A 24,507-nucleotide genomic window follows, 5' to 3' on the forward strand; every position below is an offset into this window, starting at 1 on the left:
ATTATATATTCCTTTTAATGTTGTTCCGCTCGGTGCACTTTGGGGGCCTGCACATGTGTGCCAGCCAACAAGACTCAGACAGGAAGCCTTAACATGACCATCAAAGCGATCAACGTGCGGAACCAGTTCAAGGGTGTCATCAAGGAAATCGTCCAGGGCGAAGTGGTCTCCGAGATTGATGTGCAGACAGCTTCCGGGATTGTCACTTCGGTCATTACCACCCGCTCGGTGCGGGACCTGGAGTTGCGGGTGGGCAGTGAGGTGATTGCGTTTGTTAAATCGACTGAGGTTTCGATCGCCAAGCTTTGATGCGGGTTCCCACGGCCCGAATATCTACCCCTCTGTTGGAGGTGAAATTTTGGGAGCAGAGCTTGCTCGCGATGGCGGTGTGCCTGCCGACATCACTGTTGAATAGGGGTCTGTCATCGCGAGCAAGCTTTGCTACCACAAGGTGCTGGCAATCAGCCAATCGACCAATCACTGATCCTTCTCGCAGTTCACCATCCACGCCACTCCAAACCGATCCTGCAACATGCCAAACCGTGCCGCCCAGAACGTCGGTTCCAGCGGCATTTGCACGCTGCCATCTTCGGCCAATGCACTGAACACCCGCTCGGCCTCGGCAATGCTGTCGACGTTCAGCGATATCGAACAGCCCGCCATGTCATCCGTGGGTCGATCCGGGGTGGTGTCCGAGCCCATGATGGCCTGGTCACCTATCGACAGGCGGGTGTGAATGATCAGGTTGTGCAGGTCGGCGGGGACGTGTTCGCGGGCGGGGCTTTCACCGAAGGTCATCATGACGTCGATGCTGCCTTTTAACGCCTGGGCGTAGAACGTGAAGGCGGCTTTGCAGTCGCCGTTGAAAATGAGATAGGGATTGATTTTCATGATTCAGCTCCCGGTCATTGAAGATGATTGACCCGGGTAGCAAAGCGCTAAATCGCGGCGATTGCCGAGGTTTTTTTAGATGTTTTATCTATGGATAGAGCCAGGCTTATCGCCTCACTCGAGCGACGCGGTGCCAGCAGCCTTTCGATGGCGCCGCTGACCATGTTCTCCAGTAGCTCGTCGCGCTCGGTTTCGTCCAGCGGGTGGTGAGTCAACCAGGTGGGGGCGCTGTTGAGCAGCGAGGCGATGGCATGCCCGGCGGCGAGCATGCCCTGTTCGCTGAAGCGCGAGCGCACCCCAAGCATTTTCAGCAGTTTGCGCTCGTACTGCTCGCGCAGCTGCTGCACTCGCACTTGCTGCTCATCGTTAAGGCAACCGCTGTCGCGCTCTACCAGGCGAAAATGCCAAGGCATGTCCTCATGCAGATTCAGGTGGGCGCGGATCAGGCTGTTGAGGCGCTCGCGCTTGGCCGGAGCCTTCTGTTCGACGCGGCCCAGGGTGGCCAGCAGCTCTTCGTAGAACTCCTCAATCAGATCGAGGAGCAAGTGCTGCTTGCTCGGATAGTGGTGGTACAGCGAGCCCGGGGCGAGCCCCAGGCAGGTGGCGAGTTCACGCATGCCGACCTGGCCGAAACCCTTGCTGGCAAACAGCTCCAGCACCTTGTCCCGGTATTCGGCAAAACGTGAACAGCGCTCAGGCATAGGCATGGAAGCCACGCCCCGTTTTACGTCCCAGGTAGCCGGCGGCGACCATTTCCTTTAGCAGTGGAGCAGGGCGGTATTTGCTGTCGTTAAATCCATCGTAGAAGGCTTCGAGAATTGCCAGCACCGTGTCCAGGCCGATCAGGTCTGCCAATGCCAGAGGGCCGATCGGTTGGTTGCAGCCCAGGCGCATGCCGGCGTCGATGTCCTCGACGCTGGCCAGGCCCTCCTGGAACACCAGGATCGCTTCGTTGATCATGGGCACCAGGATCCGGTTCACCACAAAACCCGGGCGGTTGCCGGCAGTGATCGCGGTCTTGCCCAGGGTAGTCGCCATCTCGAGCGCGAGAGCGTGGGTCGCGTCGCTGGTTTGCAGGCCGCGGATCACCTCGATCAAGCCCATCACTGGCACCGGGTTGAAGAAGTGCAGGCCGATGAAACGTTCAGGCTTACTGACACTGGCGGCCAGTTGAGTGATGGACAGCGACGACGTGTTGGAAGCGATCACGCATTCGCTGCCCACTTGTGCGGCGATCTGTTGCAGCACCCGCAGTTTCAGTTCGAGATTTTCGGTCGCCGCCTCGATCACCAGCTGCACGGCCTGCAGGCTGCTGTAGTCAGTGCTGGTGCGGATCCGGGCAAGGGTCGCGAGCTTTTGTGCTTCGCTCAGCGTTTCCTTGGCCACTTGTCGATCGAGGTTCTTGCCCACCGTCGCCAGCGCTTTTTGCAGCGCGCTCTCGCTGATGTCGAGCAAGATCACATCGAAACCGGCCTGGGCACACACCTGGGCGATGCCATTGCCCATGGTGCCCGCGCCGATTACGCCAATATTTTGCAGATCCATGTTCCAGTCCTTGCGCTCAAAACCGTGCGATACCTTGGCCGTCGAGGCGGCCAAAAGCGTACTATTGGCGCCGAGTCTAGAGCGGGCAGGGCAGTTGTCCTATGCCGCAACTGTTCAACGCAACTGGTGTTTTTTGCCATTCGAATACTGGGGAGTGAAGCGTTCACATGCGGGAAAAGGATTCGGTCGCCGCCTACTTTGTGCAAGCCATGGTCCAGGAGCTGGGCGCCGATCCGTTGCGTCGCGAAGCGCTGCTGCTACAGGCCGGCATCGACCCGGTGCTGGTGCAGCAGCCCACAGCGCGAGTGCCTGCCAGCGCGTTTGCCGCGCTATGGCTGATCCTGATCCGCGAGCTCGATGATGAGTTTTTCCTGCTCGACTCCCATGGCATGCCGCCGGGTGCGTTCGCCCTGATCTGTCGGGCATTGATCCAGGAACCCGACCTGCACAAGGCGATGCGCCAGTGCCTGGCCAACTTCGGCCTGTTCCTGCGCGACTTTCGCGGCACGCTGATCGTACGTGGCAAGCGTGCGGTCATTAGCCTGGAGTCCCAGGCGAAGAACCCTGAAGTCAGTCGATTTGGCGAGGAGACCTTCCTGGTGCTGATGATCAGCCTGTTGTGCTGGCTCGGTGGCCGGCGCATTCCGATCGACCGTGCCGACTTTCGCCATGCCCGGGTAGCCCTCAGCGATGACCGACTGCTCTGGGGTCCCAACCTGACACTGGGGGCCGAGCGCACCGAGATCGAGTTCGCCAGCCATTACTTGCGCCTGCCTGTGGTCCAGGACCTGGCCTCACTGAAGGTATTCCTGCGCACGGCGCCGCAGTGGCTGGTGATCCGCTTCCGCAATCAGCATGGCCTGGCCTCGCAAGTGCACCAGCGCCTGCGCAACAGCCCATACAGCGACTGGCCGACCTTGCAGGCTTTTGCCCTTGAACAGCACCTGAGCCCCAGCACCTTTCGCCGCAAGCTGGAGCGCGAAGGCTGTTCGTACCAGGAAATCAAGGACGAAGTACGGCGGGGCGTGGCGTTCGAGCAGTTGCGCGAAAGCCGTGCAAGCATCGGCGACATCGCCGAACGCCTGGGTTTCCAGGAGCCGAGCGCGTTTCATCGGGCGTTCAAGAAGTGGACCGGGGAGAGCCCGGGCAAGTACCGGGCGCGTTTCCAGGGGGCATTGGCGAAAGATCTGACGGACGCTTCTGATTAAGCTCGGCTCCGATGTTTTCCTGCGTTTCGGCCTGTACAGTCGTTGTACCTGCCCCCATGGAACTGGAGCCTGTCGACGTGACCGATATCGAAAACATTCCCCCGCGTACTGCAACCCCCGATCGTTTCAAACAGTTGAGCCAGTGCCTGCTGTGGCTCAACGAGCGCGCCTGGCCGCTGACCGTGGGCATTCTGCTGATGGCCGGGGTCTACCTGTACCAATACATCCAGGAAGAAAAGATCCCGCTGAGCATCACCTCGTCGGCGGTCATCACGGCGTTGCCGGTGATGTCGGCGATTCTGATCTTCATCATTTCGATTCTGGTGGCGTTTGTTTTGCTGCCGATCTTCGTGCTGTTTCACCGATTCAATGATTCGCAGCGGCGCCTGAGTGACGAGCTCACCCTCGGCCCGGCCACCGCGCAACAGCGCAAGCGCCACAAGCGCATGCTGGGACGTTGGGCGGCCAGCCTGGTGGTACTCGGGACGTTCTGCGCGTTGCTGAGCGTGATCGGTTCCCAGGTGTCTGCCACCTGGTACTGGACCCTGCTGGCGGTCGTGGGCACGGTGCTGACCATCGCCGCCTACTACTGGTTGATGACATTGGGTGTCGACGGCCCCATGTCGATGGACTTCCGATTCGCCTGCCTGATGTCGGCCTTCGTGCAGATGGGCGTGATTCTTAATGTCACCATCGTGGCGATCGACATCGCCGGCCGCTATGTAAGCAATCTGTGGTGGATGGTGCCGCTGATGCTGGTGGAGTTGCTGGTGCTGTGGATCATCCAGCTGCTGGGCGCCCTGTTCGTGGTGAAGATGCGCAGCCACGACAATCCGCTTGCCATGGTGGCGTGCGCGGTGGTGGTGCTGGTCATGGTGCTGGGGTTTTACCCTGCCTCGGGCGCCAGGCTCGGCGGCTTCGCCTTCCAGGTGTCCGCCTCCGGCGCACGCAATTGCACGGTGCTGAATTTCGGCGCCGAGAGCAAAGGCTTCGAGTCGATCACTGATCCCGACAGGCCCGGTTTCAGTCGCCCGCTGCGGGTCATTGCCGAAGCGGACGGCACGTACTTCGTGCGGTTGTGGAAGTCCGATACCAAGGCGGTGCAGTTTGTCCCGCGGGCGGGTCTGGTGGGCGTGGACGTCTGTCCGCGTGAAAATGTAAAAACTGCGGCTGTTGCAGTGACCGCCCCGACCCCTGGCTGAAGTAACATGGCGCACTCACGCCATCACTACGCCGGGTCCAGCACCGCATGCCAGTTGCCCTGAATCGCGTCACCTCCTTGCTCGACCAGGCCCGACGCGCCTTGCTTCTGGTCTGGGGCACCTCCCGCGCACTGTTTATCGGCCTGGTGATCGCCACCCTGATCGCCGGCATACTGCCGGCGCTTGCCGCCTGGCTGGGCCAGCGCATTGTCGATGCGGTGGTCTTCGCCATGCAGTTGCATGCCCAGCAGGGCAGTGCACCCTTGTGGCCAGTGGTGCGTTACGTGTTGTTCGAGGCGGGTGTGCTCGCCCTGTTGTCCGCGACCCAGCGGGCGCTGTCGGTCCAGCAGTCGCTGTTGCGGGTGCAGTTGGGGCAGAAGGTCAACACGATGATCCTGGAGAAAGCCCAGACCCTGTCCCTGGTGCAATTCGAAAACTCCGAGTTCTACGACAAGCTGGTGCGCGTGCGACGCGAGGCGTCCACCCGGCCGCTGGCGCTGGTGATGAAGTCGCTGGGGCTGATCCAGAATCTGATCATGCTGATCAGCTTCGGCGTGCTGCTGGTGCATTTCTCGCCGTGGGCCCTGGCGCTGCTGGTGGTGGGGGCGTTGCCGGTGTTTTTTGCCGAGGCGCATTTTTCCGGGGATGCTTTCCGGTTATTCACCCGTCGCGCGCCGGAAAGTCGCCAGCAGAATTACATTGAGACCCTGCTGTCCCACGAGGCTTACATCAAGGAGGTCAAGCTGTTCGGCTTCGCGCCCCTGTTGTTGCAGCGCTATCGCGACACGTTCGCCCGTCTTTACGCCGAGGATCGGCGCTTGACTCTGCGCCGGGATGGCTGGGGTTTTGTCCTTGGATTGTTGGGTACCGCGGCGTTTTACCTGGCCTACGCCTGGGTGGTGGTCGACACCGTTCACGGCAGCATCACCCTGGGCCAGATGACCATGTACCTGGTGTTGTTCAAGCAGGGGCAGTCGGCGGTGAGCAGCAGCCTCAGCGCCATCAGTGGCCTTTACGAGGACGGCCTGTACCTGTCGAGCCTTTACGAATACCTGGGCGAACCGGTGGTGGCCGACAGTGGTCATTTGACCGAGGGCGAGGCGCCTGGCGATGGCTTGCGCTTCGAGAATGTCGGTTTTCGCTATCCCGGGGCGAGTCGCGCGGCCCTGGAAGGCATCGACCTGCACCTGGTGCCGGGCCACAGCGTCGCGCTGGTAGGGGAAAACGGTTCAGGCAAGACCACGCTGATCAAGCTGCTGACCCGTCTGTATCGCCCGGACCAGGGGCGCATCCTGCTTGACGGCAGCGATCTGCAAGCGTGGGAAGAACAGGCACTGCGACGGCGCATCGGGGTCATTTTCCAGGACTACATCCGCTACCAGTTCACCGTGGGGGAAAACATCGGGGTGGGCGATACCCGGGCCTTCAACGATGAACCGCGTTGGCAGGCAGCCGCCACTGAAGGCATGGCCGCGCCGTTCATCGAACAGCTGGACCGCGGTTATGCGACGCAACTGGGGCGCTGGTTTGCCGGGGGGCAGGAACTGTCCGGCGGGCAGTGGCAGAAAATCGCCTTGTCCCGCGCCTACATGCGCCGCGACGCCGATATCCTGATCCTCGACGAGCCGACCTCGGCACTCGACCCTGCGGCGGAAGCCGCGGTGTTCCAGCACTTCAGCGAACACACCGAAGGGCGCATGACCCTGCTGATTTCCCACCGGTTTTCAAGCGTGCGCAATGCCGACCACATCATCGTGCTCGAACAGGGGCGGATACTCGAACGCGGCGATCACACCAGCCTGGTGGCGGCCGAAGGACGCTATGCACAGCTCTTCCAGCTGCAGGCCCAGGGTTACCGCTGAGCCTCAGGAATCGTGTGCAGCCCGGCCGACGGCAGGGCCGGCCACCTGCGCTGGAGTGGTTTTCATCAGGCTTTCCAGCGCCTGGCGGTACTGCGCACCGCCCAGGCTCATGCTGTTGTTATGCGTGCCACCGGGGATCAGCAGCAGGCGCTTGGGTTCATTGGCGGCGTTGAACAGCTGCTGGCTGAAGCGCGACGGCATGAAAGGGTCGGCCAGGCCGTGAACCACCAGCAACGGCATGTCGATGTCGACGATCTTGTCGATTGAATCGAATTTCTGCGACAGCAGCCAGCGCACCGGCAACCACTTCACCGGCAAATTGTTATCGGCCACCTGGGCGACCGCATCCCCCAGTGACGTGAAGGTGGACTCGATCACCAGGCCACGCACGGGCACCGGGGCGCGGTTCTTTTTTGCCTGGGCAGCCAGGTCGGCAGCCAGGTCAACGGCCACCGCACCACCCAGGGAATGCCCGTAGATCAGGCGTTTGCTGGCGTCGGGCTGCATCGCCGCAAACCGCTCCCAGGCCGCACGTGCATCTTCGTAGACACTGGCTTCAGAAGGCAGGTCGCCCTTGCTCTGGCCAAAGCCGCGGTAGTCGATGGCCAGCACCGAATAGCCCATGGCGCGCAATTGCTCGATGCGAAACGCCTGGCCGGTCAGGTTCCAGCGCACACCGTGCAGGTAAAGGATTGACGGCGCATCGCGGCGCGCCGCCGGCCACCACCAGGCATGCAGGGATTGCCCGGCCTTGAAACCGGAGGGCTTGATGTCAAACTCCTGAACGTCCTTGGGCAGGCCCCGGTACCAACCGGCGGTCCCCGGTTCGATGCGAAACAGCAACTCGCGCTCCTTGTGCTGGAGCACCCCGCAACCCACCGGCAAGCCGACAATCAGCACAGCCATGCACATCAGCGAGAGCCAACGGCGGCGCAGCAGGGGGAGGAGGGAAGAGCGCATAACGGTCGTTTACCATCAAAAAAACTGAAGTTCGGGTTTTAACAGATGCGTGGCGCAGGCGGGAAAAATATCGACAGCCGTCAACTGCCCACACATCCCTGCAGGAGCGAACTTGCTGCTGCAGGGGAACGTGGATTGATGCGCTATTGGAATATCAAGCCACCTGCAACACGATCTTGCCAATGTGATCACCAGCCTCCATCCGTGCATGCGCCTGGGATGCGTCGGCCAGTGCGAAGACCTTGTCGATCATCGGCACGCACCGCCCGGCGGACAATACCGGCCAGACGTACTCGCGCAACTGTTCGGCAATCGAGGCCTTTTCCTCGCCGGTGCGCGAACGCATCAGCGAGCCGGTGATGGTTGCGCGCTTGCCGAGGATCGCCATCAGGTCGACTTCGTTGGCTTTGGCGCCTCCCAGGAAACCCAGCATCACCAGGCGACCGTCCATGCCCAGTGCCGCGATGTTCTGGTTCAGGTACGAGCCGCCCATGATATCGAGAATCACATTCACGCCTTTGCCGGCAGTCTTGTCCTGAATGACCTGGACGAAGTCCTGGTCACGATAGTTGATCGCCTCGGCGCCCAGCTGGCGTATCGCCGCGCATTTGTCCTCGCTACCCGCCGTGGCGAACGCCTTGACCCCGAACTCGCGACACAGCATGAGGGCGGTGGTACCGATCCCGCTGGTGCCGCCATGAATTAGCGCACGCTGGCCCTTGCTGGCGCCGCCGATGTCGAACAGGTTGGCCCACACCGTGAAAAACGTTTCCGGAACGGCGGCCGCGTGAATCCAGTCCATGCCGTCGGGAATAGGCAGGGTCTGGCTGGCCGGCGCCACACAATATTGGGCATAGCCGCCGCCATTGGTCAGGGCGCAGACCCTGTCACCGACGATGAACTCGTTGACCCCTGCGCCGATCGCGACCACTTCTCCCGCCACTTCCAGGCCGGGAATCGGACTCATGCCAGGCTTCATCGGGTACTTGCCCGTGCGTTGAATGACATCGGGACGGTTGACCCCGGCGGCGTGAACACGGATCAGCACTTCGCCGACGGCCGCCACAGGCAGCGCTTCCTGACGCGGCTGCAACACTTCGGGGCCGCCAGGCTGGGTGATTTCAATGAGGGTCATGGTCTGTGGCAGGGGCATGGCAGTGGCCTGTTTTTAAGGATGTAATGGATAAGACCATTTTTTTCACGGTTTTACTGTAGGAGCTGTCGAGAGAAACGAGGCTGCGATCTTTTAACCCTATTGCCGTCACGGCATCTCCGGCAACTCCTGCGCCCGCAAATCAAACACCAGCACCTCAGCATCTACACCATTGCTCAACATCAACACCTGCTCATTACGCACCCGCACCCCATCGCCTTCCTGCAACCGCAGGCCATTAAGCTCGACACTGCCGCTCGCCACATGCACATAGGCATAGCGGTTGGCTGCAAGCTCCAGGGTGGCGCTTTCCTCGCCGTCGATCAGTGCCGCGTACACCCGCGCATCCTGGTGCACCTTCAGCGAGCCGTTGCTACCGTCCGGCGAAATGATCAGCTGCAGGCGCCCGCGTTTTTTCTGGGTACTGAAGTGCTCCTGTTGGTAGCGTGGTTTGGCCCCGGCGACATCGGGCACGATCCAGATTTGCAGAAAGTGCACCGGGCGGGTACTTGAGTGGTTGTACTCACTGTGTGCAACACCACTGCCCGCGCTCATCAATTGCACGTCCCCGGGACGAATCACCGAGCCGGTGCCCAGAGTGTCCTTGTGCTCCAGTGCGCCTTCGAGCACATAGGAGAAAATCTCCATGTCGCGGTGCGGGTGCTGGCCGAAACCTTTCCCGGCCGCCACGCGGTCATCGTTGATCACCAGCAGGTCGGAAAATCCCTGCTCTTTCGGGTTGCGGTAGCTGGCAAACGAAAAGGTATGGAACGACTTCAACCAACCGTGATTGGCCATGCCGCGATCAGTGGCTTTGCGAAGGGTCAGCATGATGAATTCTCCTGGAGGGACGGTGATTCGTCCGAGTGAGGAGAAGGTTAATGGTTACTGCTCGATGCAATAAGTAGGTGAAAATTGAAATACTGTCGCTTCCAGGTTGACAGTAATGTGCAGATGATCACCTTTTCCCGCCCGACATCCAGGCTGAACCTGGTCATAATGCCTACCATCCTAGACCCAACTCTGTGGGAGCAAAGCTTGCTCGCGATAGCGGTGTCCGGCCAGTGCATTCGACAATCACACTCCGCTATCGCGAGCAAGCTTCGCTCCTACAGGGGAAGGTGTGTCTTTCCATGACTCCAGTGATATTGATCCCATGAAAACCGTGGCAATGGTGCTGTTCCCCGATTTCCTCCTGCTCGACATGGCCGGCCCCATGGAGGTGTTTTCCATCGCCAATCGTTATCTGGCAGCCGAGCACGCCTACGTACTCACTACCATCGGTACCGAACCCGGCCCGCTGCGTGCGTCCAACGGCGTCAGCCTCAGCGCCGATCTGCACATCGACCAGGCCTTTGACAACTATGACCTGCTGCTGGTCCCCGGCGGCCCCGGCGCCTACAACGAAAGGCACCCCTCGTTACTCGCCTGGCTGCCGGCCGCGACAGCCCGGGCCGGCCAGTACGGCTCGATCTGTACAGGTGCCTTCGTGCTTGGCCATGCGGGCCTGCTCGACGGCTATCGGGTGACCACCCACTGGCACTACACCGAGCGTCTGATCAAGGGCTTCCCCAAGGCGACGGTCGAGACCGATCAGATCTACGTGCAGGACCGCAATCTCATCACCTCCGGTGGCGTGACGGCCGGTATCGACCTGGCGCTGTCGGTGGTTGCCGCCGACCACGGCAAGAAAGTCGCCCAGGACGTGGCCAAGGTGTTGCTGGTGGTCATGAAGCGCCAGGGTGGGCAGGCACAATTCAGTCCTTTGATGGCCGCCGTGGCGCCGCAGGAAACGGCCATCACCCGGGTGCAGAACCATGTGCTGGAACACCTCGACCAGCCTTTCAGCATTGATGGCATGGCCAGCCTGGCGGCCATGAGCCCGCGGCATTTCGCCAGGGTGTTCGCCCGGGAAGTGGGCATGACGCCCATGGAATTCCTTCAGCGTGCGCGCATCGATCACGCGAGAAACCTGTTGGAAACCAGTGACTTGCCACTCAAGACCATCGCCTTCAAAAGTGGTTTCGGCAGCGTGCGGCACATGCGGTTTCTGTTCAGTGAAAAGCTCGGCCTGACCCCCACTCAGTACCGCGAGCAGTTCAGCTGAGGCTGATTGTCCGTCCCGCGCACCCGGATGGCCGTGACACTCCCATCGCCGCAGTTGTGCTGTCACCAATGCCTGCCAAGATAGATGAGAACTAATTGCACTGGAGATGCGGGAATCCGCAGGGTCGGGTTTCAGCATGTAAACGGCATGAACAGTCTCAGAGATTTGCACAGCGATACGGTGCTGCACTTCGGGCCCTATGCCTTCTACCTGCAACAACGCCTGATCCTGGACGGCGAGGTGGCGCTGCGCATGGGCGGTCGCGCCCTGGACCTCCTGCAGCTACTGGTCGAGCAAGCGGGCACAGTGGTGAGCAAAGAGCAGTTGATCGCCCGGGTGTGGCCCACTTCGGTGGTCGAGGAAATTAACCTGCGGGTGCACATTGCCGCCTTGCGCCGGGCCCTGGGCGATGGGCAGAACGGCCTGAGCTACATCATCAATGTTCCCCAGAAGGGCTACTGTTTTGTCGCGCCAGTGGTGCAGGGGCCGGCGAGCACGCTAGTTGCCCTTGAAACTTGCCTGCCACCCCAGCACAACTTGCCCGCCCGGCTGACCCCGGTAACCGGCCGGGACTCGGTGGTCGGCAGCCTGGTGCGGCAGTTGCCGGTCCGGCGTCAGCTGACGCTTGTCGGCCCCGGCGGCATTGGCAAGACCACGGTCGCGCTGCGGGTGGCCGAGCTGTTGTTGCAGCACTATCGGGACGGCGTGTGGCGGGTGGATTTTTCCACCCTCGATGATCCGACGCGAGTGGTCGATCATGTGCTGCAAAGCCTTGGTCTGGAAGTTGGCTCGACCCTCGAGGCGCTAAAGGCGCGGCATGCCCTGCTGGTGCTGGATAACTGCGAGCACGTGCTCGAACGCTGTCGTCACCTGGTCGAGGCGCTGCTACTGGGCGCACCACGGTTATCGATCCTGGTCACCAGTCGCGAACCCCTGCAGGCCGCCGGTGAAACCGTCCAGCGCGTGGCACCACTGGTCGTTCCACCGGTGTCCGCGCTGCACAGCGTCGAGCAGGTGATGGGCTATTCGGCGGTGCAGTTGTTTGTCAGCCGGGCGCGGGCGCGTCAGCAAGGTTTTGCCCTGCGCGAACAAGACCTCAAGGCCTTGCGTGAAATCTGTCGCCGCCTGGATGGTTTGCCCCTGGCCATTGAACTCGCTGCGGCGCAAATCGATGCCTTGGCGTTGGTGGGATTGCAGGCCCAGCTCGACAATTGCTTCCAGCTGTTGACCCAGGGCCGGCGTACTGCGGTGCCGCGCCATCAGACCCTCAAGGCGGCTCTGGACTGGAGCTACGACAAGCTCAGCAACCGCGAGCAGACGGTGCTGCAGCGCCTGGCCGTGTTCAAGATGTCGTTCACCCTGGAGGCGGCCATCGGCGTGATCAGCTGCGCGGTGCTGCGTCCCGCGCAATTGCTGACGCTGCTGGAGGGGCTGGTGGCCAAATCGCTGCTGTCGCTGGAACAGGTCAACGGCAGCGCGCGGTATCGCTTGCTGCACACTACTCGCAGCTATGCGCTGGAGAAGCTTGCGCACAGCGGTTGCCTGCGCTTGTTCGAGGTGCGCTACGGCCATCACATCCGCCGCGCCCGGCGTGAGTCAAGCGTGCTGGAGGTTGTCGAGTAGACGTCGCGCTTTTTGCAGGTCCGGTGTGGCGAAGCCCTCGGTGAAACGCGCGTAAACGGGCGCGAGCAGTTCCTGCGCCTGCAGCGGTCGTCCCAGACGCTGCCAGAGTTGCGCCAGGGCGGTGGCGCTGCGCAGTTCCCAGGCCAGGGCGCCCTGGTTTCTCGCCACATTCAGCGCCCTGATCAGTAGCGCCTCGACCTCGCGCGCCGCTTCGTCTGAATCATTGCCAACCAGCAAGGTACCAGCCCTGGCGCGCATGATTTCCGCCGTACACCAACCGGCCATCCCGGTCTCCGCCCGCAGCACCAGTGCTTCATCGATCAGCCCGGCATCCAGCGTGAGCATGATCTCGCGGATCAACCCGGAACCTGCCGGCGCTCCAGTCGGTGCTACGTCGGGGGCGATCACCTGCGCATACTCGCGCGCCCAGTTGTAGAACAGCAGCACCGAGTGTTTCTGCGCTTGCTGCAGCAGCAGTTGCAACAGTTCACGGGCGCTGCAGGTATCGCCGTTGTAGTGCGCGATCAGGCAGCCGGCGAGCGCCAGGGTGTAGCAGATGGACGTGCCGTGATTGATCTGCAGCGCTACGTCCAGCGCCTGCCGGGCCGAACGCCAGGCTTGTTCGGGCTGACCCTGGACCCAGAGGATGCGCGCCAGAATCGTCAGCGCCGCCACGCTCTGGTCGTATTGCACGCCAAAACCATGAGTGAAACGGTTGAGGTGCCCGCTCTGGGCCATGCGCTGGATCACCTCTTCGGCGTTGACCCGGGCCATGCGCTGATTGCCCACGAAGTGCAGGGCGAGCACCCGCAGGCGGTGCGCGCTCAAGTCCAGCAGCGGGTCACCGTGGCGGCCGAGACGGTCGAATTGCTGGCTTTGCTCCAGGGCCATCTGATAATTGCCGCAACTGAGGTTGCCCGCCATGTACCCCGATACCGCGCGCAATTCCCCGGCCACGTCATTGCTCGCCCTGGCCAGGTTCCTGGCGCTGACGAACGCTTCGATGGTCTCGGCAGTGCCGCCCTGGGTGTGATAGCCGGAACTGCCGAGTGCAAGGTTGAGGCTCATCTTCAGTTGCGGGCAGGGCTGCGGTTCTACGTCGAGCAATGCCAGCGCCTTGCGCACGTAGGCGCCGTGTTCCTTGAGCAGTGACAGCTCCTGCCACAGTGGCGTGGAAGCCGCCGCCAGGGTGATCGCCAGCGCCTGCGGGCCGGCGGCATGCAACCCCCAATCGAGGGCGCAGCGGATGTCCGCCAGGCTGCGGGCATAGCGCTCGATCCACCGGTTGGTCGGAATCAACTCCCAGTCGGTCCGGGCCTGTTGCATCAGGGCCAGGCACCGTGCGCCGTGCCGGGCGCGGGTGTCCAGCAGATCACCGGCCTGTTCGAGTTTTTCCAGGGCATAGCCGCGGGTGAGATCGAGCAGGCGGTAGAACACCTCTTCGTCGCCGACTTCCACGTTGAGCAATGACTTGGCCACCAGTTGGGTGATCGAAGCAAACACTTCATCGGGCTCGATGTGTTCGCCCACGATCACCGCTGCGGCTGAGGCCAGGGTGAAGCCGCCGCGAAATACGCCGAGTCGGCGCAGGCACACCTGCTCGCAGGGGCTTAACAGTTCAAAGCTCCAGTCCAGGGTGGCGCGCAAGGTCTGATGGCGGGCCAGGGTCAGGTCACTGCCGTGGGCCAGGAGGCGAAAACTGCCCTGCAGCTGGGTCAGCAGGCCGCTCAAGCCAAAGCGGCCAACCTGCGCCGCTGCCAGTTCAATAGCCAGCGGGATGCCGTCGAGTCGTTGGCAAATTTCGACCAGCACCGGCAATTGCGCATCGTGCAGCTCGAAACTGTCGTGGCTGGCCATGGCCCGTTCGACGAACAGTTGCAGCGCGGAAAAGCTCAGCGCCTGGGCGCGGTCCAGCACCGTGGAGGGCGGCGGGCAGTCCAGCGACTCCAGGCGCTGCACGAACTCGCCCTCGGCCCGCAGGCCCTCGCGGCTGGTGGCCAGGATGTGCACGTTGGGCGCACCACGCAGAATGTTTTCGCAGAGCAGGGCAACGGCGTCGACCAGGTGTTCGCAGTTGTCGATCACCAACAGCATCTGCCGCTCGCTCAGGAAGTTCACCAGGCTGCCCATTGGCTCGGTGTCGTGCACGGACAGGTCGAGCAGGGTGGCCAGGTGCGTGGTGATCATCGAAGGGTCGTTTATCGGCGCCAGGTCCAGCAGGCGAATGCCATCGCGGTATTGCCCGATCAATTGCTCGGCGACGCGCAGGGCGACGGTGGTCTTGCCGATGCCGCCGGGGCCGACGAGGGTGATAAAACGCTGGCGCGACAGTTGTGTCACCAGGCGCTCGACCAGAGCTTGGCGACCGATCAGGCGGGTGCGCCGCACGGGCAGGTTGTGGCGGCTGCGTTCGACTGCGGCAGGCGCCGGATGTTGCTCGAAGGCCTGCATCGAATAGGGCGCGACAAAGCTATAGCCACGCTGCGCAACCGTGATGATGTAGCGCTGCCCGGTCTGGCCGTCGCCCAGGGCTTTGCGCAACGCAGCCATATGGACCCGCAGGTTGATGTCTTCCACCACGCTGTCGGGCCACACCCCGGCGATCAACACCTGCTTGCTGACCACGTTGCCGGCGTGTTGCAGCAGGATCAACAGGATATCCAGGGCGCGCCGGCCCAGCCGCAAAGGCTGGTCGCCCTCCAGCACCAGGCGCTGGCCGGGGTAGATCCGGTAGGGGCCGAAATGGATGGCCAGTTCGGGGGAAAGGGTCACGCGCTCACTCCTGCTTGCGTGCGTCTGGTACGCAGTTTGCGAGCATATTCCAGAGGTTTGCGCGTCAACGCAACGGTACGCCGGGCGAGTGCGCTTTGCGGTGCAGAATTAACGGCGTTTAACTCGACGCCATCGCGATTCGATTCGGACACTCTATGGCGTGACCGAGACTCGCAACGAGCGGCTCAACCCTGACAGACCGGCATTGCTCCAGGCTTGAGGTTGGTCAGGGAACGCACCATCCGGCATCGCCACGCGAACGGATTGATGCCCTCGCTGCGGGTGAAGATATGGCAAAAATGCGCCTGGTCGCAGAAGCCGCATTCCAGGCTGATTTGCGTCAGTGTCATGTCGGTGCTCTGGATCAGTTGCTTGGCGCGGGCGAGGCGTTGCTGGCGAATCCAGTCCTGGGGTGATAAACCGGTGCTGCACTTGAACGCGCGGGAGAAATGGCTGCGCGACAGGGCGCATGCACGCGCCAGGTCGGCGACTTCGACGGTCTCGCTCAAACGGTCGAGGATCAACCGCTTGGCCAGGCTTTCACGCCACGGGATCAGGCCGCCAGTATTCTTCTTGCGCGGTTCGACGACGGGCACGCAGGCGATAGTTTGCTGAGATTGAGCCATAAGCAATATCCGTGTTGGTACACCGCATTCTTGGACGGGAGGCTCTGCGTGGCGAGTTAATCGTTGTTAATTGCGTGTTAACACCAGGCAGCCTGGAAAAAAATCAGCCACAATCGGGAGTTCACACTTCAGGGAATCGTGACCCATGAACCGTAACGATCTGCGCCGAGTCGATATGAACCTGCTGGTGATTTTCGAGGCCTTGATGTTCGAAAAGAACCTGACTCGCGTCGCTGAAAAACTGTTCATGGGGCAGCCGGCGGTGAGTGCCGCACTGGGGCGGTTGCGCGACCTGTTCGATGATCCGTTGTTGCTGCGCAACGGCCGGAGCATGGAGCCCACCGCCCGCGCGCTGGCGATTCTCAAAGAGCTGCAACCGGCGATGGACACCATCTCTGGCGCGGTCAGCCGAGCCAAGGAGTTCGATCCGGCGAGCAGCTGCGATGTGTTTCGCATCGGCCTGTCGGACGATGCCGAGTTTGGCTTGTTTCCGTCACTGCTGACGCGCCTTCGCGAGGAGGCGCCAGGCATCATCGTGGTGGTACGCCGGGCGAATTACCTGTTGATGCCGGCGCTGCTGGCCTCAGGTGAAATCTCCGTCGGGGTCAGCTACACCACGGATCTGCCGGCCAACGCCAAGCGCAAGACCCTGCGTGATATTCCCTGCAAAGTGCTGCGTGCAGACAAACGGCCGGGCGCGCTGACCCTGGATGAGTACTGCGAGCGGCCTCATGCCATGGTCTCGTTTTCCGGGGACCTGAGCGGCAACATTGACCTGGACCTGGCCAAGATTGGCCGCAATCGTCGGGTGGTTCTGGGCGTGCCGCAATTCAGCGGCCTGCGCGCCTTGCTGGCCGGTACCGAAATGATTGCAACCGTTCCGGATTACGCGGCCTGCGCACTGGTCGAAGGCTGCGCCCTGCGCGCCGAGGACCCGCCATTCCCGATCGAGGCGGCGCAGCTCTCCATGGCCTGGAGCGGGGTGCACGATAACGATCCGGCAGAACGCTGGCTGCGCTCGCGGATCAGCGACTTCATGTCCCGTCCGCTTCCAATAGAGGCTTAACCCCATACCCCTGGAATCTTCGCGTGACACGGGACCAGGGTGGGAGCGAGCCTGCTCGCGATAGCGGTGGGGCAGTTGAACAAATGTTGAAGGTACCGGCTCCTTAGTGAGCAAGCCCGCTCCCACAGCGGATTTTCGCTGGTCGAGCTCAGCAAGCGAGAACAGCACATACATCCAATTCCCTGCGCAAAACTCCCTGCACTATTCTCTTATTGCCGGCCAGGACATCTGGCGTTCAATGGTCGATTGTGCGGAGCTTTGCGCCATGTCTGAACCCACCACACGTCACACTCCCGTGCGCGGCTTCGAAGAAGTCGTGACCCTGGTGATCAAACACCGGGTCAAGGCCGGTTTTGAAGTGCCCTACGAAGCCTGGTTGCGCAACATCGTCACTATCGCCGGACAGCAGGATGGGCATCTGGGCGTGGACGTGATGCGCGGCAAGAACGCCGGTCTTGACCTGTACACCTGCGTGTTGCGCTTCTGCTCCACCGAAGCCATGCAGCGCTGGCTCGATTCGCCGCAACGGCGGGCGCTGGTCAACGAAGCCACGCCCATGCTGGCAGACGGTGACCAGACCGAGGTCAACCCGGTAAACGAATTCTGGTTCACCCAGGCCGACGCCGCCTCACCACCACCGCCACGCTGGAAGCAGGCCGTGGTGACGTTGCTGGTCATTCTGCCGCACACCCTGCTGGTGCCATTGATCTGGGGGCCACTGCTGCAACTCCACCCCTTGCTCTCCAACTACGTGGTGGCCACGTTCCTGATCACCCTCACCATCGTCGTCTCGGTGGTGTACCTGTTCATGCCGATGGCGACGCGGCTGTTCGCGCCTTGGCTGTCTCCCACCTCCGAGCCCAAGGAAAACCCATGAACGCCGATCTGATTCTGTTCAACGGCCAATTTCATACCGTCGACCGGGAGAACCCGCGCGCCAGTGCCGTGGCCATCAGCGAAGGCCGTTTCATCGCTGTCGGCACCGATGCCCAGGCCATGGCCCTGCGCGGTGCACACACCCAGGTCGTCGATCTCAAGGGCCGCTGCGTCATTCCGGGGCTCAACGACTCGCACCTGCACCTGATCCGTGGTGGCCTGAACTACAACCTTGAGCTGCGTTGGGAAGGCGTGCCCTCGGTGGCCGATGCCTTGCGCATGCTCAAGGAGCAGGCGGACCGTACACCGACCCCGCAGTGGGTCCGGGTGGTGGGCGGCTGGAACGAATTCCAGTTCGCCGAGAAGCGCATGCCGACCCTGGAAGAACTCAACCAGGCCGCGCCGGACACGCCAGTGTTCGTGCTGCACCTGTACGACCGCGCCTTGCTCAACCGTGCCGCCCTGCGAGTGGCCGGCTACACCCGCAATACGCCGAATCCGCCAGGTGGCGAGATTGTCCGGGATGCCAACGGTGAGCCGACCGGCATGCTGGTGGCGCGTCCCAATGCGATGATCCTTTACTCGACCCTTGCCAAGGGCCCGAAGCTGCCGCTGGAGTATCAGGTCAACTCGACTCGCCAGTTCATGCGCGAACTCAACCGCCTCGGCCTGACCAGCGCGATCGATGCCGGCGGCGGTTTCCAGAATTACCCGGACGACTATCAGGTGATCGAGCAGTTGGCGAAGGATCAGCAACTGACCATCCGCATCGCCTACAACCTCTTCACCCAGAAGCCCAAGGAAGAACTCACCGACTTCAAGAACTGGACCAGCAGCGTGACCCTGCACCAGGGCGACGACTTCCTGCGACACAACGGTGCCGGTGAGATGCTGGTGTTTTCGGCAGCCGACTTCGAGGACTTTCTCGAGCCGCGTCCGGACCTGTCGCAGACCATGGAAGATGAACTCGAGCCGGTGGTACGCCACCTCGTCGAGCAACGCTGGCCGTTTCGTCTGCACGCCACCTACAACGAATCCATCAGCCGCATGCTCGACGTGTTCGAGAAGGTCAACCGCGACATTCCATTCAACGGCTTGCCATGGTTCTTCGATCACGCCGAAACGATTACCCCGCACAACATCGAGCGGGTGAGGGCGCTGGGCGGCGGTATTGCGATTCAGGATCGCATGGCCTTTCAGGGCGAGTATTTCGTCGAGCGTTACGGTGCCAAAGCCGCCGAAGCCACGCCGCCGATCAAACGCATGCTCGCTGAAGGCGTACCGGTCGGCGCCGGCACCGACGCGACGCGGGTGTCCAGCTACAACCCCTGGACCTCCCTGTACTGGATGGTCAGCGGTCGCACCGTCGGTGGCCTGGAGTTGCACAGCGAAGGCCTCTCCCGGCAGACCGCGCTCGAACTGTTCACCCATGGCAGCGCCTGGTTCTCCTCCGAGCAGGGCAAGAAAGGCATGATCAAGGTCGGCCAACTGGCTGACCTGGCCGCCCTGAGTGCGGATTTTTTCAGCGTTGATGAAGAAGCCATCAAGTGGATCGAGTCGGTGTTGACCGTGGTCGGCGGCAAGGTGGTGTATGCCGCCGGTGACTTTGAAAAACTTGGCCCGGCGAGCGTGCCGGTGCTGCCCGACTGGTCTCCGGTGGTTAAGGTCCCCGGCCACTGGCGCCCGACCTCGCCAATCCAGGCCCAGGTGCATCACTGCAGCGGACCCTGTGGCGTGCATGCCCATAGCCACGACCGGGCGCGTTTGTCGAACGCTCCGGTGAGTGATTTTGCCGGCTTCTGGGGCGCCTTCGGCTGCTCGTGTTTCGCGTTCTGACGACTATCCACGCTGCGCCGAATTCCCCTTCAACGCGGCACGTAATGCCCATCCAACGAGGAGTTTCACATGAGCAATGTTCCCTACAAGCGCCTGAACAAAGATGACGCCGTGGTGCTGCTGGTCGACCACCAGACCGGTCTGATCTCGCTGGTCCAGGATTTCTCGCCGAACGAGTTCAAGAACAACGTGCTGGCCCTGGGCGACGTGGCCAAGTTCTTCAAACTGCCGACCATCCTCACCACCAGCTTCGAGAATGGCCCGAACGGCCCGATGGTTCCAGAGCTCAAGGAGCAATTTCCGGACGCGCCGTACATTCCTCGTCCTGGCCAGATCAATGCGTGGGATAACGAAGACTTCGTCAAGGCGGTCAAGGCCACCGGGCGCAAGCAACTGATCATCGCCGGCGTCGTGACCGATGTTTGCGTGACTTTCCCGACGCTCTCGGCGCTGGCGGAAGGTTTTGAAGTGTTCGTGGTGACCGACGCTTCCGGCACTTTCAACGAAACCGTCCAGCAAGCCGCCTGGGCCCGCATGGCTGCCGCTGGCGCGCAACTGGTCAACTGGTTCTCGGTGGCTTGTGAGCTGCAGGGTGACTGGCGCAACGACATGGAAGGCCTGGCCAACCTGCTGTCGCCGCGCATTCCCAACTACCGCAACCTGATGAACAGCTATTCGGTGCTGAGCTCGAAGTAAGCATTTTCAGCCAACACCGATTGCCTGTGGGAGCGGGCAACCCCGCTTCCACTGTTTCTTGCGTCAGCCTTGACGTTTTTGCAACCACCCCAGAAACCCGCCTTTGCGGATTGGCGCCGGCTTGGCCATCAGCGCCAATCGGCTGTTCTGCTGGCGCACCGCCTGCAATTTATTCAACGCCTGACCCACTTCCACACGCGCCTCCATGCATTGGCGGGCCAGGGACTTGTCGATCCGGTAAATGATGCACGAAGTCAACGTGGTGAACGTGGCCTGGGACGGTGAGTCCGTGAGGATGCTCTGCTCGCCCATCACCTCGCTCGGGCCCATGCGCCCGGCTTCGGTGTGCTCACTGCCATCGGGTACGCTGGCACTGACGACACCGGTGGCAATCACCATCAGGCTGTCCGGCACATCGCCCAGTTCCAGTACCACCTGACCTGCGGCGTATTGCTGCGCAACCATCGAACGTGCCATTTCGTCGCGTTCTGCGTCACTCAGGGAGCGGAAGACTTTGACTTCATCCAGCAACGCCCGGGCCCGGGTAGTGGGTTCGATCACGCCGTCGAGCTGACGGGAAATCCCCGCCGCCTCAAGGTGTCGATGAGCCAGGTCGAACAGTTGGTTGCGCACCTCACTCTTCTTGCCCAACTCGGCAATGAAGCCGCTGGCGACGTACTCCGACATGGATTCGCCAGCTTCCTTGAGCACGGCTTTCGGCGCCGGATTGAGCAGCAGGCTGCTGCTGCCTTGCAGGGTGCGATCCAGGGCATCCAGCACGCGGCGCGGACGGATATGATTGGGCACCTGGATGCTGATCGACACGCCGTGCATGTTGCCCGGCCGGCTCAAGTTGACGATTTTCGCCTTCGCCGCCACCGAGTTCGGCACTACTGCCGTGCTGCCAGCACTGGTCAACAGGTGGGTGGCGCGCCAGTCGATATCGAGCACCTTGCCTTCCACGCCGTCGATCATGATCCAGTCATCGACCTGATAGGGTTTGGTGGTGTTGAGCACGATCCCGGAGAACACATCGCTCAAGGTGCTTTGCAACGCCAGGCCGACTACGATTGCCACCACCCCGGAAGTCGCCAGCAAGCCTTTCACCGGCAGCTCCAGCACATAGCCCGCCGCTGCGACGATGGCGATCAGGAACACCAGGGCGCCGATCACGTCCTGCAGCAACCGTCCGCTGTGGCCGATGCGCCGCACCAGCACCAGGCCGATGACCTCGGTCAACACCCGCGCCGCGTATAGCCACCAGAGAATACCCAGGGCCGTTGCGCCCAACTGCAGCACGCTATCGTCAGCAAACAACGGAGCCTGCAACGGGCTGACACCGGCATTGATGATCAGCGCGCTGAACCCCATGAACAGCCCCAGGCGCACCCCGACACGCACCACGCGATGCTTGAATGGCGCGATGTGCCAGAGCAGGGTGTCGATGACCAGTAGCAAGGCACTCAAGGACAACAGGTGGGCGAGGACAAAGGACATGGAGAACTCCGAAAGGCTGGACTGATAATGCGAAACCGCTTTTCGTAGCCGCCGGCTTGCTGGCGATGGCGTATTCCAGATCGCTATCGCCGGCAAGCCGGGCGCCTACGAAAATCGCAGAAGGTACATCCTCAATTCAGATGAGTCTTCAATTCCAGCGCCGCCTGCCGCACCGCCGCTTGCACCTCCGGGATCTGGCCCAGCGGGTTCAACAAACCGAAGTCATGAATCATCCCGTTGTACCGCACCGCCGTGACCGGCACCCCGGCCGCGTCCAGGTGACGGGCGTAGGCTTCACCTTCATCGCGCAGCACGTCGAACTCGGCGGTCTGTACCAGCGCGGCCGGCAGACCCTTGAGCTGTTCGGCGCTGGCCTGCAATGGCGAGGCGTGGATCTGCGCGCGCTCAGCGGGGTTGGTGGTGTAGCTGTCCCAGAACCAGTTCATCATGCCCTTGGTCAGGAAGTGGCCCTCGGCAAATTGCTGGTACGAGCCGCTGTCGAAATCGGCGTTGGTTACTGGCCACATCAGCAGCTGGAAGCGCAGGGCCGGTGCTTTCTGTTCTTTTGCCATCAAGGCCACGACCGCCGCCATGTTGCCGCCGACGCTGTTGCCCGCCACGGCGAGGCGTTTGCCGTCGACACCGATGTCCTTGCCGTGCTCGGCGACCCAGCGGGTGGCCGCGTAGGCCTGGTTGATCGCGGTCGGGTAGTGCGCTTCCGGGGACGGCGTGTAGTCGACATAGACCGCAACGGCACCGGAGCCCACCACGAGATCGCGGATCAGTCGCTGGTGAGTTGGATAATCCCCCAAAACCCAACCGCCACCGTGGAAGAACATGAACACCGGCAACTCACCTTTAAGCTTTTCCGGACGAACGATTTTCAGGTTGATGGTCTGCCCGTCGACCTTGATCGCCCGGTCGCTGACGGCGATACCCGACACATCGACCTTCACCGAATTCTGTGCGCCGCTCAGAACTGCCCGGGCATCCTTGGGGCTCAACTGTTCGAGCGGCTTGCCGCCACCTGCCGCGAGGGCTTCGAGAAAGGCCTGGGTGTTGTGTTCAACGCCTGGGCTGCCCGCAGCGAAGGCATTACCGAGGGCGAGGGCGAGGAGGGAAGCGGTCAGGGATTGGGTGACGATGCTCATGAAGTAATTCCTTTTCGTTGGTAGGTACGGTCCGTAGGAGCTGCCGAAGGCTGCGATCTTTTGATCCTGGTTTTCACGACCCAGAATCAAAAGATCGGAGCCTCCGGCAGCGCCTGCATGTCCGGGGTGAGCACAGATTAATAGGATGTCAAAAAGGGAAAAAGCGGCTATAAAGTGTTTGACTGTCAACCAGGAAGTGACAATGAACCCTTTCGAAGATATGCGCATTTTCTGCCAGGTCATGGACTCCGGCAGCTTCACGGCTGCGGCCGATCAATTGGGCTTGTCCAAGCAGTTCGTCAGCCGTCGGTTGATGCAGCTCGAAGAGCGCCTGGGCGTACGGTTGCTCAACCGTTCAACCCGGCGCCTGGATGTCACGCCCCTGGGTCAGAGTTACTACGAGTCGGCCCTGCGCCTTTTGGGTGAGGTCGAGCAGGTGGAGCAGGGCATTGCCGGCCAGACCACGGAGCCACGCGGCACTATCCGCGTGAGTGCGCCCTTGTCCTTTGCACTGGCGCACCTGGGGTGTTTGCTGCCGCTGTTCCTGCAGCGCTACCGCGAGGTCACGGTCGAGGTGGACCTGAGTGACCGGCCCGTGGACCTGCTCGGTGAGGGCTACGACCTGGCGCTGCGCATCGGGATACTGGAAGACTCGACGCTGATTGCCCGGCGTATCGCCTCGATCCGGCGCGTATATTGCGCCAGCCCGGCGTACCTTGAGGAGCGCGGCACGCCGCTCAGGCCGGAGGAGTTGCACGCCCATGATTGCCTGCCTTACGGCCACGGTCGCCAGGTGCAATGGCGCTTCGAGGGGCCGGGCAAGCCGTTGTCGGTGAATGTCACCGGGCGCATGCGGGTCAATAACGGGGAGTTGCTCAGGGATGCGGCGATTGCCGGGATGGGGATCACCTATCTGCCGACCTTTATCGTCGGTGCGGCGTTGCGGGAGGGCAGGCTGGTGCCGGTGCTGGATGAGTTTTGTCCAGATGCTTTGACGTTGTCGGCGGTGTATCCGCAGCATCGCCAGGGGTCGAGGCCGGTGCAGGCGTTGATCGAGTTTTTGCGTGAGCGACTGGATAGCGCCGAGGGGGTTGTCTAGGGTGGTGCGTTGATCTTGTTTTCCTGTAGGGCAAACAAGATCAACGGATTGCAGGATCGTTTCGGGAGGACGTGGTCATTCAGGTTTCCCGCGTCATCGTTGACGACCATCGCGAGCAGGCTCGCTCCCACAGGGGGAGGGTGGGTATCAGGACCGTTTGTCGTCGCCTGGCTCGCCGCCGACGTGCACGCCGTGATCGTCGCCTACTTCGCCGGCGCGGTGCACGCCGTGGTCGTCACCTACTTCGCCGGCGCGGTGTACGCCGTGGTCGTCACCTGGCTCGTTATGGGTGCCACTGCGTCCGGACGAGGATGACGCCTGTCTCTTATACACATCT

The 24,507-nt window shown here is 62.0% G+C and carries 21 protein-coding genes and 1 pseudogene; 11 read left to right on the forward strand and 11 right to left on the reverse strand.

Annotation, left to right across the window (positions count from 1 at the left end; all coding sequences use genetic code 11):
* Positions 1–93: 93 nt before the first annotated feature.
* Complete coding sequence (locus tag UB23_RS21285) at positions 94–309, forward strand: TOBE domain-containing protein (protein WP_045061257.1); 216 nt, start codon at positions 94–96, stop codon at positions 307–309.
* Positions 310–477: 168 nt separating this feature from the next.
* On the opposite strand, the gene UB23_RS21290 is transcribed toward UB23_RS21285, so the two are convergent.
* The 3 genes from UB23_RS21290 to UB23_RS21300 are packed head-to-tail and all read right to left on the reverse strand — an operon-like array spanning position 478 to position 2,436.
* Positions 478–891 carry a VOC family protein gene (locus UB23_RS21290; protein ID WP_045061258.1) on the reverse strand — a complete coding sequence of 138 codons (414 nt, stop codon included), beginning with the start codon at positions 889–891 and terminating at the stop codon, positions 478–480.
* A gap of 47 nt (positions 892–938) precedes the next feature.
* On the reverse strand, positions 939–1,598 hold the full coding sequence (locus UB23_RS21295) for a TetR/AcrR family transcriptional regulator (RefSeq protein WP_045061259.1): 660 nt from the start codon (positions 1,596–1,598) through the stop codon (positions 939–941).
* Positions 1,585–2,436 (reverse strand): 3-hydroxybutyryl-CoA dehydrogenase, encoded by an 852-nt coding sequence (locus UB23_RS21300; RefSeq protein ID WP_045061260.1) that lies wholly within the window; start codon positions 2,434–2,436, stop codon positions 1,585–1,587. Before UB23_RS21300 ends, UB23_RS21295 begins: the two co-directional genes overlap by 14 nt.
* Positions 2,437–2,603: 167 nt before the next feature.
* Here UB23_RS21300 and UB23_RS21305 point away from each other — a divergent pair, with 167 nt between their 5' ends.
* From UB23_RS21305 to UB23_RS21315, 3 genes are all read left to right on the forward strand, one after another.
* Positions 2,604–3,644, forward strand: coding sequence for an AraC family transcriptional regulator (locus UB23_RS21305; RefSeq protein WP_045061261.1), 1,041 nt, complete (start codon positions 2,604–2,606; stop codon positions 3,642–3,644).
* Between the two features lie 77 nt (positions 3,645–3,721).
* Complete coding sequence (locus UB23_RS21310) at positions 3,722–4,846, forward strand: hypothetical protein (protein ID WP_045061278.1); 1,125 nt, start codon at positions 3,722–3,724, stop codon at positions 4,844–4,846.
* Positions 4,847–4,893: 47 nt separating this feature from the next.
* Positions 4,894–6,708, forward strand: coding sequence for an ABC transporter ATP-binding protein (locus UB23_RS21315; protein WP_045061262.1), 1,815 nt, complete (start codon positions 4,894–4,896; stop codon positions 6,706–6,708).
* Positions 6,709–6,711: 3 nt separating this feature from the next.
* On the opposite strand, the gene UB23_RS21320 is transcribed toward UB23_RS21315, so the two are convergent.
* The 3 genes from UB23_RS21320 to UB23_RS21330 form a co-directional block, all read right to left on the reverse strand.
* Positions 6,712–7,668 (reverse strand): alpha/beta hydrolase, encoded by a 957-nt coding sequence (locus tag UB23_RS21320; protein ID WP_045061263.1) that lies wholly within the window; start codon positions 7,666–7,668, stop codon positions 6,712–6,714.
* 154 nt (positions 7,669–7,822) lie between these two features.
* Positions 7,823–8,821, reverse strand: a complete 999-nt coding sequence (locus UB23_RS21325; RefSeq protein ID WP_045061264.1) for an NAD(P)H-quinone oxidoreductase — start codon at positions 8,819–8,821, stop codon at positions 7,823–7,825.
* Between the two features lie 108 nt (positions 8,822–8,929).
* Entirely contained in the window at positions 8,930–9,652 is a 723-nt protein-coding gene (locus UB23_RS21330) for a pirin family protein (protein WP_045061265.1), read from the reverse strand.
* A 325-nt stretch (positions 9,653–9,977) separates the two neighbouring features.
* On the opposite strand from UB23_RS21330, the gene UB23_RS21335 reads away from it, so the two are divergent.
* Both UB23_RS21335 and UB23_RS21340 read left to right on the forward strand, forming a co-directional pair.
* The gene (locus UB23_RS21335) at positions 9,978–10,928 is read left to right on the forward strand and encodes a GlxA family transcriptional regulator (protein WP_045061266.1); all 951 of its coding nucleotides are present in this window, start codon (positions 9,978–9,980) and stop codon (positions 10,926–10,928) included.
* A gap of 147 nt (positions 10,929–11,075) precedes the next feature.
* Positions 11,076–12,551, forward strand: coding sequence for an ATP-binding protein (locus tag UB23_RS21340; protein WP_045061267.1), 1,476 nt, complete (start codon positions 11,076–11,078; stop codon positions 12,549–12,551).
* Here UB23_RS21340 and UB23_RS21345 read toward each other — a convergent pair.
* Positions 12,525–15,323: an ATP-binding protein gene (locus UB23_RS21345; RefSeq protein WP_045061268.1), complete on the reverse strand. Its 2,799-nt coding sequence runs from the start codon at positions 15,321–15,323 to the stop codon at positions 12,525–12,527. The two genes, UB23_RS21340 and UB23_RS21345, sit on opposite strands and share 27 nt — an antisense overlap.
* Positions 15,324–15,508: 185 nt before the next feature.
* On the reverse strand, positions 15,509–15,949 hold the full coding sequence (locus UB23_RS21350) for a helix-turn-helix domain-containing protein (RefSeq protein ID WP_045061269.1): 441 nt from the start codon (positions 15,947–15,949) through the stop codon (positions 15,509–15,511).
* Between the two features lie 145 nt (positions 15,950–16,094).
* Between UB23_RS21350 and UB23_RS21355 the strand changes: the two genes are divergently transcribed.
* From UB23_RS21355 to ycaC, 4 genes are all read left to right on the forward strand, one after another.
* Entirely contained in the window at positions 16,095–17,015 is a 921-nt protein-coding gene (locus UB23_RS21355; RefSeq protein ID WP_045061270.1) for a LysR substrate-binding domain-containing protein, read from the forward strand.
* Positions 17,016–17,280: 265 nt separating this feature from the next.
* Entirely contained in the window at positions 17,281–17,892 is a 612-nt protein-coding gene (locus tag UB23_RS21360) for an antibiotic biosynthesis monooxygenase (protein WP_045061271.1), read from the forward strand.
* Positions 17,889–19,727, forward strand: coding sequence for an amidohydrolase (locus UB23_RS21365; protein ID WP_045061272.1), 1,839 nt, complete (start codon positions 17,889–17,891; stop codon positions 19,725–19,727). The genes UB23_RS21360 and UB23_RS21365 overlap by 4 nt, the downstream gene beginning before the upstream one ends.
* 69 nt (positions 19,728–19,796) lie before the next feature.
* Positions 19,797–20,423: an isochorismate family cysteine hydrolase YcaC gene (gene ycaC / locus UB23_RS21370; protein WP_045061273.1), complete on the forward strand. Its 627-nt coding sequence runs from the start codon at positions 19,797–19,799 to the stop codon at positions 20,421–20,423.
* 63 nt (positions 20,424–20,486) lie between these two features.
* On the opposite strand, the gene UB23_RS21375 is transcribed toward ycaC, so the two are convergent.
* The gene (locus tag UB23_RS21375) at positions 20,487–21,920 is read right to left on the reverse strand and encodes a mechanosensitive ion channel family protein (protein WP_045061274.1); all 1,434 of its coding nucleotides are present in this window, start codon (positions 21,918–21,920) and stop codon (positions 20,487–20,489) included.
* A 131-nt stretch (positions 21,921–22,051) separates the two neighbouring features.
* Positions 22,052–23,071 (reverse strand): alpha/beta hydrolase, encoded by a 1,020-nt coding sequence (locus tag UB23_RS21380; protein ID WP_045061275.1) that lies wholly within the window; start codon positions 23,069–23,071, stop codon positions 22,052–22,054.
* Positions 23,072–23,273: 202 nt separating this feature from the next.
* On the opposite strand from UB23_RS21380, the gene UB23_RS21385 reads away from it, so the two are divergent.
* Positions 23,274–24,170 carry a LysR family transcriptional regulator gene (locus UB23_RS21385; RefSeq protein ID WP_045061276.1) on the forward strand — a complete coding sequence of 299 codons (897 nt, stop codon included), beginning with the start codon at positions 23,274–23,276 and terminating at the stop codon, positions 24,168–24,170.
* Between the two features lie 147 nt (positions 24,171–24,317).
* On the opposite strand, the pseudogene UB23_RS28830 reads toward UB23_RS21385, so the two are convergent.
* Positions 24,318–24,507 (reverse strand): annotated as a pseudogene (locus UB23_RS28830) (hypothetical protein); the annotation flags it as partial.

It is taken from the genome of Pseudomonas sp. ES3-33, assembly GCF_000952175.1.
Taxonomy (GTDB): domain Bacteria; phylum Pseudomonadota; class Gammaproteobacteria; order Pseudomonadales; family Pseudomonadaceae; genus Aquipseudomonas; species Aquipseudomonas gregormendelii.

Coding starts and splice junctions, on each gene's coding strand:
- UB23_RS21315 (WP_045061262.1), top strand. CDS start 4,894: ATGCCAGTTGCCCTGAATCGCGTCACCTCCTTGCTCGACCAGGCCCGA.
- UB23_RS21290 (WP_045061258.1), bottom strand. CDS start 891: ATGAAAATCAATCCCTATCTCATTTTCAACGGCGACTGCAAAGCCGCC.
- UB23_RS21340 (WP_045061267.1), top strand. CDS start 11,076: ATGAACAGTCTCAGAGATTTGCACAGCGATACGGTGCTGCACTTCGGG.
- UB23_RS21295 (WP_045061259.1), bottom strand. CDS start 1,598: ATGCCTATGCCTGAGCGCTGTTCACGTTTTGCCGAATACCGGGACAAG.
- UB23_RS21300 (WP_045061260.1), bottom strand. CDS start 2,436: ATGGATCTGCAAAATATTGGCGTAATCGGCGCGGGCACCATGGGCAAT.
- UB23_RS21380 (WP_045061275.1), bottom strand. CDS start 23,071: ATGAGCATCGTCACCCAATCCCTGACCGCTTCCCTCCTCGCCCTCGCC.
- UB23_RS21355 (WP_045061270.1), top strand. CDS start 16,095: ATGAACCGTAACGATCTGCGCCGAGTCGATATGAACCTGCTGGTGATT.
- UB23_RS21285 (WP_045061257.1), top strand. CDS start 94: ATGACCATCAAAGCGATCAACGTGCGGAACCAGTTCAAGGGTGTCATC.
- UB23_RS21365 (WP_045061272.1), top strand. CDS start 17,889: ATGAACGCCGATCTGATTCTGTTCAACGGCCAATTTCATACCGTCGAC.
- UB23_RS21335 (WP_045061266.1), top strand. CDS start 9,978: ATGAAAACCGTGGCAATGGTGCTGTTCCCCGATTTCCTCCTGCTCGAC.
- UB23_RS21360 (WP_045061271.1), top strand. CDS start 17,281: ATGTCTGAACCCACCACACGTCACACTCCCGTGCGCGGCTTCGAAGAA.
- ycaC (WP_045061273.1), top strand. CDS start 19,797: ATGAGCAATGTTCCCTACAAGCGCCTGAACAAAGATGACGCCGTGGTG.
- UB23_RS21305 (WP_045061261.1), top strand. CDS start 2,604: ATGCGGGAAAAGGATTCGGTCGCCGCCTACTTTGTGCAAGCCATGGTC.
- UB23_RS21385 (WP_045061276.1), top strand. CDS start 23,274: ATGAACCCTTTCGAAGATATGCGCATTTTCTGCCAGGTCATGGACTCC.
- UB23_RS21325 (WP_045061264.1), bottom strand. CDS start 8,821: ATGCCCCTGCCACAGACCATGACCCTCATTGAAATCACCCAGCCTGGC.
- UB23_RS21350 (WP_045061269.1), bottom strand. CDS start 15,949: ATGGCTCAATCTCAGCAAACTATCGCCTGCGTGCCCGTCGTCGAACCG.
- UB23_RS21320 (WP_045061263.1), bottom strand. CDS start 7,668: ATGCGCTCTTCCCTCCTCCCCCTGCTGCGCCGCCGTTGGCTCTCGCTG.
- UB23_RS21330 (WP_045061265.1), bottom strand. CDS start 9,652: ATGCTGACCCTTCGCAAAGCCACTGATCGCGGCATGGCCAATCACGGT.
- UB23_RS21375 (WP_045061274.1), bottom strand. CDS start 21,920: ATGTCCTTTGTCCTCGCCCACCTGTTGTCCTTGAGTGCCTTGCTACTG.